General features: G+C 71.5%; 11 protein-coding genes. 1 reads left to right on the top strand and 10 read right to left on the bottom strand.

Annotation, left to right across the window (positions count from 1 at the left end):
• Nucleotides 1-10 precede the first annotated feature (10 nt).
• The 10 genes from BX266_RS37685 to BX266_RS37735 form a co-directional block, all read right to left on the bottom strand.
• Nucleotides 11-862, bottom strand: coding sequence for a hypothetical protein (locus tag BX266_RS37685; RefSeq protein WP_099908851.1), 852 nt, complete (start codon nt 860-862; stop codon nt 11-13).
• Complete coding sequence (locus BX266_RS37690) at nt 862-1,545, bottom strand: SAF domain-containing protein (protein ID WP_099908852.1); 684 nt, start codon at nt 1,543-1,545, stop codon at nt 862-864. The genes BX266_RS37685 and BX266_RS37690 overlap by 1 nt, the downstream gene beginning before the upstream one ends.
• 19 nt (nt 1,546-1,564) lie before the next feature.
• The gene (locus tag BX266_RS37695; RefSeq protein ID WP_180290876.1) at nt 1,565-2,509 is read right to left on the bottom strand and encodes a hypothetical protein; all 945 of its coding nucleotides are present in this window, start codon (nt 2,507-2,509) and stop codon (nt 1,565-1,567) included.
• 14 nt (nt 2,510-2,523) lie between these two features.
• A complete protein-coding gene (locus BX266_RS37705) occupies nt 2,524-2,916 on the bottom strand; it encodes a hypothetical protein (RefSeq protein ID WP_120314489.1) in 393 nt (130 codons plus the stop codon).
• Between the two features lie 354 nt (nt 2,917-3,270).
• Nucleotides 3,271-3,726, bottom strand: coding sequence for a helix-turn-helix domain-containing protein (locus BX266_RS39240; RefSeq protein ID WP_180290877.1), 456 nt, complete (start codon nt 3,724-3,726; stop codon nt 3,271-3,273).
• A gap of 587 nt (nt 3,727-4,313) precedes the next feature.
• Entirely contained in the window at nt 4,314-4,841 is a 528-nt protein-coding gene (locus BX266_RS37715) for a hypothetical protein (RefSeq protein WP_099908855.1), read from the bottom strand.
• A 96-nt stretch (nt 4,842-4,937) separates the two neighbouring features.
• On the bottom strand, nt 4,938-5,519 hold the full coding sequence (locus BX266_RS37720; protein WP_099908856.1) for a DUF4262 domain-containing protein: 582 nt from the start codon (nt 5,517-5,519) through the stop codon (nt 4,938-4,940).
• A 131-nt stretch (nt 5,520-5,650) separates the two neighbouring features.
• Complete coding sequence (locus BX266_RS37725; RefSeq protein ID WP_180290878.1) at nt 5,651-6,391, bottom strand: DUF6884 domain-containing protein; 741 nt, start codon at nt 6,389-6,391, stop codon at nt 5,651-5,653.
• Between the two features lie 116 nt (nt 6,392-6,507).
• Nucleotides 6,508-6,873 (bottom strand): hypothetical protein, encoded by a 366-nt coding sequence (locus BX266_RS37730; RefSeq protein ID WP_099908857.1) that lies wholly within the window; start codon nt 6,871-6,873, stop codon nt 6,508-6,510.
• Nucleotides 6,874-6,978: 105 nt separating this feature from the next.
• Nucleotides 6,979-7,815 carry a hypothetical protein gene (locus tag BX266_RS37735; RefSeq protein ID WP_120314490.1) on the bottom strand — a complete coding sequence of 279 codons (837 nt, stop codon included), beginning with the start codon at nt 7,813-7,815 and terminating at the stop codon, nt 6,979-6,981.
• A 77-nt stretch (nt 7,816-7,892) separates the two neighbouring features.
• Between BX266_RS37735 and BX266_RS37740 the strand changes: the two genes are divergently transcribed.
• Nucleotides 7,893-8,701, top strand: a protein-coding gene (locus BX266_RS37740; protein WP_180290879.1) for an IS5 family transposase whose coding sequence is annotated in 2 segments (ribosomal slippage) — nt 7,893-8,232 and nt 8,232-8,701 — 810 coding nt in all. Because the reading frame shifts where the segments join, the coding sequence is not laid out codon by codon here.
• Nucleotides 8,702-8,831 lie beyond the last annotated feature (130 nt).

Genomic DNA, 8,831 nt, shown 5'->3' on the forward strand with positions numbered 1-8,831 from the left:
GTGGACCGGACTAGCGCGCAGCATGGGCACCTCCGGGAAGCGGGGCCCCGTTCGGGGCCTGGGGCGCCGGGCGCGGGGCGAGCTGCTCGCGGCGCTGGAGCACCAGGGCGTGGAGACGGTCGGCGGCAGTGGCGGCGTGGCGCATCAGGTCGCTGCGCCGGAAGCGGCGCTCACCCAGGTCGGCGCCGTCGGACAGCACCTCGGCGGCCCGCGGGTCGAACGGGAGCTCGGCGGCGACGGGAACGGCAAGGCGGGCGCCGATCTCCGCCGCACTGTAGGGGCCGGCCGTGACGAGCAGCAGCCGCAGGGCGTCGCGCCCGACGCCGCGGGCGTCGAGGTCCTCGGCCAGGGCCCGGACCCGGTGCTCGGCATGGTGGACTCCGCGCAGCGTCGTGCGCACCACCGCCAGCACCAGGTCGGCACGCAGCACCATGGCCGCGGCGGTGCCCGTGCCGCCGCGCCGGCCGAGGTCGGCGATCACGTCGTGCTGCGCGCCTTCGTCGATGCCGACCAGCAGGTCGGCGAGCTGCGGCCACACGCTCTGCATCCCCGGGGCCTGCGCCGGGTTGGTCAGGCCGGGCAGGACCAGGCGCTCCTTGCGCTGGTCGGAGAGGTCGAGGAGTTGGCGCCAGAACGCCTCGCCCAGGCGGCCGGTGCGCGCGGCCACCGGAAGGTTCTGCAGTCCGTGCGGGCCGGGGGTGGCGCCGCGCAGCGCGCCGGCGACGACCGAGCCCCCGTCCGGGTCGCACTCGGCCATGACCACGTGCCGGCCCGGCGCGAGGGGCCAGGTCATCGCCAGGGCGAGCGCAGCGGTGGTCGCGCCCGGCGCGCCGGGGCAGCCCGCGACCGCGATCAGCGCCATCAGCCGGCCGCCGACGGGCTCTGCACGATGATCGCGATGTTGCCGGTCGACGCCCGCGCCGCCACGGTGGCGCCGGCGTTGGCGTCGACGGAGACGTCGACGGTGAGGCTGCCGCTGGAGTCGGGCGAGCCGACCCGCACCACCTGCGCCGGCAAGGTGCTCGGCGTGCCCGTCGACGCGCCGGCGTCGGCGGCGACGCTCTGGCCGGGCGTGGAGACGATGACGACTTTCTGGCCCGGGACCAGCGCGGTGGCGGGCAGCTGGCCCGGCTTGACCTGGATGCCGACCAGCTGCTGGCCGGGCTGCACCAGGGCGTCGCTCGTGACGCTGGCCTTCGTCAGGGTGGTGCCCGGCAGCAGCTGGGCGGAGGCGTGCTTGCCCACGATGGAGTCGAGCTGGTCGGCGCCCACCGGCTTCAGCGCCGGGTCCAGGCTGATGGAGGCGACGGTGAGGTCGCCGCGGGTGATGACCTGGCCGAACGCCAGCGGCTTGGCGACGACGAGGACGTCCTCGCGCTGCCCGGCGGCGGTCAGGGTCATCGCTCCGACCAGGCCGCCGACCGCGATCAGGGCGACCGACACCCCGATCAGCGCAGGTCGCCGTCGGCGGGCGCTGACGGGCCGGGGCGCGGCCACCGGAGCGGTGTAGCCGGCGTCGGGACCGCGTGTCTGGGTTGTGCTCACAGTCGAACTCCTGCGGTGGTCAGTTGTTGAGAACCTGGAGCTGTCCGATGGCGACGGTCGTCGTCGACTGCCGCGTCGTGGTGATCGTTCCTCGCTGCCCGCTGGTCGCCGTCCAGTCGACCTTCCAGGTGCTGGTCGCGGTGACGGGGTAGGTACCGCCGGCCGCCGACGTGCGCTGGTAGGTGTGGCCGCAGTCGGGCGAGGAGCTGTTGCCGAACGAGGCGTTGTACGGGGTACCGGCGTTGGCGCAGGTCACTGTGGTGCCGTCGCCCATGTTCCAGACGATCTGCGTGACGTGGCCGGTGGCGGTGACGGTGATGCCGGCCGCGCTGACCGAGGCGCTCTTCGGCCCCCAAGTCGACGGCGTGGGCTTGTTCCACAGCCACACCGGCAGCCCGACCAGGCCCATCGCACCGGCCTTCGGGGCGATGCCGATATCGGCCCCCTGCAGGCCCAACTTCTTGACGGCCTGCTCGGCCATCGCCTGGAGGTTGGGCCCGCCACCATAGCCGGGCGGCCGGTCGAGGCTCCACGTCACGCCGCCCGCGAGCACGGCGTCGGGGCCCGTGCAGGTGACGTCGTAGAGGTCGCCCTGGTCAGGGCCCGGCTTCCAGTCCTTGGGCCTGCGGATCGCGATCTGCCACAGCTGGTCGTCGGGACCCGGTGGAGGGTTGATCAGGTTCCAGTAGCAGTCATCGCTCGGATTGAACCAGCCCAGGCCCTGCCGGTAGCACGGCACCTCGGTGTCGCCGAGCAGGCACGCCACGCTCCCCCCGCCGCTGTCGCCCCCGCCGCCGCTGCCTCCGCCGGTCCCTCCTCCACCCCCGCCTCCTCCGCCGACGACGATGGTGCAGTCCGGGATGAGCGGCGGGCAGGTGACGTCCCCGCCGCCGTCGGCGCGGGCCGATCCCTGCGTGCCGAGCGCGGCGCCGAGCGCACAGACCGCAGCCAGGCCAAGACGCACCCCCCGGCGCCTGGTCAGCACGACTGGTCCCGCTGGATCGCCGCCTGGGTGATCAGCCACGTGCCGTTGTCCAGGATCGCCGTGGCGTTCTCCACGTGCCGGAAACCGGTGCTGGACAGCTTCGCCGGCGCCCCGGTGGTCTTGTCGACGGGTAGGAAGTGGCTGCTGTCCACGCAACTGACGATCGTCGCCGTCGGAGGCTTCGCAGCGAGGTCTACCGCGGTGACCTTCGGCTCCAGGACCGGCTCGCCCTTCACCACCAGGTGCTGGTCCTGGTAGTAGGCCTCGCTCGCCTTGATGTTGGCGAGGGCCTTGTCGGCGGCGTACTTCTGCAGGTCGGATCCGTCGAACGTGCCCGAGGCGTAGACCTTCACAATGCTCGCCCACATGCCGCGGTAGGAGGCCAACACCTGGTCCTTCGCGGCCGCGTCTCCAGAGGCAGACGAGGGTGCCGACGACGAGGGCGATGCCGGCGGCGGGTGCTCAGCCGACGATGTGCACCCACCGCAGACCAGGGCCACCCCCACGACGGCAACTGCAGCGAAGGCGCGCGATCCGGTGAACCGGAGTGAAGTGGGCACGGTCGTTTCCCCCAAGGCGAAGGCGGTCGGGTGCGACATGTCGTAGGCCAAGTAGTGCAGACGGGCGCAGGAACGGTGCGCGGTTTGCCCGGCAGTGTTGCCGTCCCGGCACATGATCGGGACATGGCGGGAACACACCCGCCCGGCGCCGCCCGGCGGCCCGGCCGAGTCGACGGACGGTCAGCTGCAGGAAGGGCGCTTCGTGTGCGGGGCGTGCAGCGCGAGGCGCACCGCCTCGACGGTGGTGCCGAGTGCCGTCGCCAGCATGCTCAGCCCTTGAGGATCGAGCTCGGCCATCCCGCGCTCGATCAAAGACATCTGACTCTGCGGCACGCCGATCCGCTCCGCGGTCTGGCTCTGCGTCAGGTCCGCATCCAGACGGATGCGAGCGATGCTCAGCGGAGCCGGGCGCAGCAGCACGGACGCGGAAATCCCCAGACACGAGGCCATCGCGCACAGCGTGCGCTGCTCCGGAAGCCGCCGGCCGCTCTCGTACATCGACACGTGCGTGCGGTGGAGCAGGACGAGGGAGCCAGCACGGACTGCGGCGGCCAGCTGGTCCTGGCTCAGGCCGGCCAGGCGCCGCTGAGTGCGCAGGGCGGCCGGATCGAAGTGAGCGATGCCGCGAGTGCCCACGCCGCCGTTCTCCTCCGTGCCGGGGCACCCGCGGGTGCCCACCGGGGCCCGGATCGGGGTCGCAACCCGCACACGGACCGATGGCCGGGACGATACCGGCACTGCAGGAGATGCACGGCATTTGGTGCGTGGGCGCTGCAGGGGAGCAGTCTGTGGCGCGTCGACCCCGCAACCGCGTCCGCGGCGCCGGCGTGCTCGCCCGCACAGCTCCCCACCCCCGTCTGCCGCCACCACGGGCAGCCGTGCCCGTGGCATATGTACCGCTCAGATCGCCACGAATCTTGCACGTGATTTCGGACAGGTCAAGGCCATTAACTCTCAGTGATTACATTACTGGGCGTATCCGCCCACTTGTCGCCCGTTCGGTCGGATTTCCAAGGGAAGTCGCACCGGGCGTCCGTTACGGTAAGCATCCACTGACGCAACGTGATGAAGCCCCCGCGATCGAACACCGGGCCGACTTGGCCGGTTCCACAGCTTGACGCCCAACCCCACCCACGGCGAACGGCCGCAGAACGCCGACGGCCCGGTCGCACCGCGCCTTGCGGTGCGACCGGGCTACGACGACACGGACTCGCGATCCCCGGCTACGACACCGCCCCGCCGACCTTCCGCTCGACCAGCTCCATCGCAGCACGCGCACCCTCCACCACGGCGACGCAGGCGAGAATCCGGTCCCGCTCGGCCCGCAACTGCACACCAGCGGCACCGGCCCGCTCGGCGACCTGCGGGTCACGCAACGCGTCACCGCGCACCACCACCACCCGCGGACCCAGCCCCCAGACGATCGCGTTCACGGCCGCCGCCGCTGCCGCCAAACCGTCGAGCTCCACCAGGACCCATTCGTGGTGCACCCAGACCTCGCGCAGCCCGCGGACCAGGCGCTCGTCGCTGGCCTCGTTGATGCTCCGGGCGAGAGCGCCGGGGTGGTCCTTGACAGGGATCAGGGCCAGCGACGCGACGATGCTCAGCGCGATGTCCGGCCGGCTGCTGTAGGGGGTGGTGTGCCAGGCCTGGGCGACGGCTTCGCCCAGACGCCGGGCGTCGTCGTGGCCGCGGGGGCGGCCGAACACGAGGGTGGAACGCTGGGCGGGTACGGGCGCGGTGGAGTGCATCAGAGCTCCGGCGGGAGAGGAAAAGGGCAGGCAGGGAAAGCGGTCTGTGACCGCCTGGATCGGCGGCCACGGACCTATCGGGGAGGGAAGGGGGCCTCAGTACAGGGGCTGAGGCAGGCCGGCGTGGTTGTAGCCGGGTTCGTCCGGGAACCGTCCGGCGGAGTCGGGCACCACGATCTGCCACACTCCGTGCTCGGGGTCGCTGCCGTAGATCTGGCGCGTCATCGCGAAGCGGCTGGTGTCCGAGCAGCGGTGCAGCCGCGCGGTGAAGCCGCCGCCGAGGACGTCTTCGAGCAGGTCGCCCTCACTCGGCACGGCGGTCAGGACCTTGGCGGAGCGGTTCAGGATGGACCCGGCGATGTCGAACGGCAGCGTGGCGACGGCGAGTTCGAAGCCGAGCCCTTCGCTCAGGCCTGTGGTGTAGCTGAAGTCGAGGCACTCGGGCGGGGCGTCCTCGGAGGGGAACACCCCGGTGATGTGAAGCCCGTGCTCTGCGATGTTGCCGTGCACGCGGCTGAGCACGGGGTCGAAGGCGAGCACGAAGTCGTCGAGCAGTGCCTCGAACTCGGCGGCCGCGGCCGCGAGGTCCGCGCCGACGGAGCCAGCGTTGGAGAGGGCAGGGAGACCGCGCAGACGGCGGTTGGCGAGCACGGCCTGGGTCAGGATCTTCTCGTTCATCGGTTCCTTCGGTTTCGGGGACGACCTGCAGGGGCCGAACTGGGACGGGCAGACCTTGTGATCAGTGGCGGCCGGTCGGCTGCCGTCGGCGTTCAGCCGACCGGCAGCCGGGCTCGGGCGGAGCAGCTGCGTCACGCCTCACCCGCGAGGCGGCGGCCGTGGATGTCGATGCGGATGTGAGCGAGGCGCTGCCTCATCTCCCCGATCCCGCGAGCGCCGGACAGCGGCGCATCGAGGTTCGGCCAGGCCGCGCGCGCGAGGTCGACGTACGGCCTGCCGGCCAGCACCGTCACCTCGGCCCGCTCCAGGCCGCGCGCGAGGACCTGGCGCCGCACGATGTCCGCGTCGACGCTGCCGGGGTCGCCGACGGTCAGGTCGTAGGGGTCGATCTCGGTGTCCAGGTCGAGGAGACCGTGGGCGGCGGAGAGGATGTACATGCGTCCGCCGCCGTGCAGCAGCTCCACGCCGGTGGCGCGGCAGGCCCCGTGGAACGAACCGGTGTAGAGGGCACCGGCGCTGACCCGGCGGGGCTGCTTGGTCTTCCCGCAGCCGACGACGACGATGCGGAAGGCTCCCGCCCCTTCGGCGCGGGCCCTGGCCCATCCTTCCTCGGTCAGTACGCCGCCCCAGACGTCGAGCTTGTCCTTCGTCGCGAGCTGCCCGCGAAGGAAAGGCTCGCTCTGGTCCAGGCCGACGTAGCCGAGGGCGGCGAGGGAGACCGTCGTGCGCAGGTTGACGCTCTTCGGAAGCAGACCGAGCGGGTCCTTGGCCCCACCTAGCACTGCGCGGTGCTGGGCCGCTGTGAGACGGGGCGGGGCCGGAGCGGCCGGGCGCGGCTCAGCGGTCGCCTCCCGGCCGAGGTGAGTGGTCATCGGGTTCCTCTCAGAGCAGCAGACGAGGGCGGGCCACCGTGCGCGGCGGCCGAAGCCGACGCGCACGGTGCGATGGAGGATCTGGTCATGGCGGGTAGCCCGGGCTGATCTCGCGCTCAGTTGCCGGTGACGATCGCCAGCGCGTCCATGGCGCGCAGGAACAGGGCGGCCTGCGCCCTGTCGAGACAGTCGTCGGTGAGCTGGATGGTGGACTCCGTCTGCACAGCGGCGGTGGCCTGGCCGTCGAGGGAGGCGGACAGCGCCGTGCGCAGCTGGGCTGCGGCCTCGGTGCCTATGTCCGCGATGACGACCTGCAGCACACCCGCAAGCGACACCTCGAAGTGGAGGTCGTGGGTCAGCTCCGTGTAGATCACCGCGCCCTCGCCGATCGCGGCGGCCAGCTCGGTCGTCGTCATCTCGACGTACTCCAGGACGGCGGGCGGTGCGCTGTCGGCGGCGATGTCGAAGTCCTCGAAGTCCATGGCGTGTTCCCCTTTCACGGGTCGGGCAGCGGGGTTGCAAAAGAAGGCGGTGCGGAGCTGGCCATCGGGCCGTGTCCCCGGCGGCCGCCGGGGACACGGAGGAGGTCACTGGGCCGCTGCGGAGCTCGTGGGAGCGTCTGCCGTGGGGGTCAGCTTGAAGACGGGGCCGATACGCAGCGGGAGGTGCTTGGGCCCGCGGACCGAGCCCGCGACGATCTGCTCTGCGTGCTTGCAGCGCCGAGTCTCGGGGTCGTCGCCATGGATGGCGGAGTTCCAACAGGCGTTGGGACGGCGGTAGGGCGGGACCGGGAAGCGGTGGGTGTAACGGGTGGGGGTCTGGGCGTCGGCCTCGGCACGGTCGCGCTCGGTGGCATCGCGCGACGGGCGGCGGTTGGGCCGCAGCCGGATCACGCGGACGGTGTCGCGCCGCGCTCCCTTGCGGGCAGAGCCACGTGCCGGGGCGGTGACGTCCTCGGTCTCGGTCCAGCCGTTTCGGCCCTCCTGCTGGACGAGCTGCCAAGCGGTGTAGACCGACTGGGTCCAGAAGTACGACGAGTGGGGCGGCTCGTCCGGAGGAAACGGGTCGTCGAACGGGAGGAAGACTGTGTCGATGCGGCTGAACGGACCGTGGCTCTTTGAGCGCCGTACCTGGTCACCTGCCGTGATGACGCGGCCGGTGCGGTTCTCGGTGCCCAGGCGCGTCTCAGGGGCGAGCAGTTCGAACCCCATGCTCCGGGTGCTGTAGTAGGTGAGCCAGATGCCCCGCCGCTCCGGGACCTTCTCCTGCCGCTCGTCGGTCGAGCGGTACAGCCAGCTCACCGGGGTGGTGTGCTTCCAGTCGGCGGGCGACCAGATGCTCCACGACAGCGCGACGATCGGGACGTGAAGCGTGGGGGCCTCGCCGGGGAGGGGCGCTACGCCGGACATCTCCCGGTTCGTCACCGTGTAACTGATCGTTTCAGAATGAGTTTGGTTCTGGGGATTGGCAGTTGAGGTGTTCGGGCGGCAGAGTGCTGCCTGTGTCGGATGATCTTGTGCCTGATGACTTGTGGGATCGGGTGGCCCCGTTGCTGCCGCCGCGTCCCGCGCGGCGCCATCGCTATCCGGGCCGCTTGCCGGCGGATGACCGCGCGGCCCTTCGCGGCATCGTGTACGTGCTGTGCAAGAGCGTGAGCTGGCGGGACGTGCCTGCGGAGCGGACCGGGTGCAGCGGGATCACGGCCTGGCGCCGGCTGCGGGACTGGACCGAGGCCGGCGTGTGGCCGCGCCTGCACGAGGTCCTTCTCGCCGAGCTGCGAACCGCGGGCCTGCTGGAGATGGACGACTGCGCGATCGACGGCTCGCACGTCAGGGCTCTGAAAGGGGGGCTCACACCGGACCTTCGCCGGTCGACCGGGCCAGGCCGGGCAGCAAACACCACCTGATCGTCGACCGCCACGGCACCCCGATCGCAGTCACCCTGACCGCCGGCAACCGCCACGACGTCACCCAGCTCCTGCCGCTCCTGGACGCGATCCCGCCGATCCGGGGACTGTGCGGACGCCCGCGGACACGGCCGCGCAGGCTGTTCGCCGACCGGGGCTACGACTTCGACAAGTACCGCCGCCTGCTTTGGAAGCGTGGGATCAAGCCGCTCATCGCCCGCCGCGGCGTCGCCCACGGCTCCGGACTCGGCAAGACCCGCTGGGTCGTCGAACGGACCTTCGCCTGGCTCCATCAGTTCAAACGCCTCCGCATCCGCTACGAGATACGCGCCGACCTCCACCTCAGCCTGCTCCAACTCGCCTGCAGCATCATCTGCTTGCGACGACTCCGAACCTCATTCTGAAACGATCAGTTAGACACCACAATGATCACGAAGCCCGTGCCTGCCTTCCTGTGCACCCCCGGCCGGTAACCAACCGCACGAACCCGGAACTTGAAGCCACCCTGCCCTCACGGGCCACCGCTAACCATGC

The organism is Streptomyces sp. TLI_171 (assembly GCF_003610255.1).
Lineage (GTDB): Bacteria > Actinomycetota > Actinomycetes > Streptomycetales > Streptomycetaceae > Kitasatospora.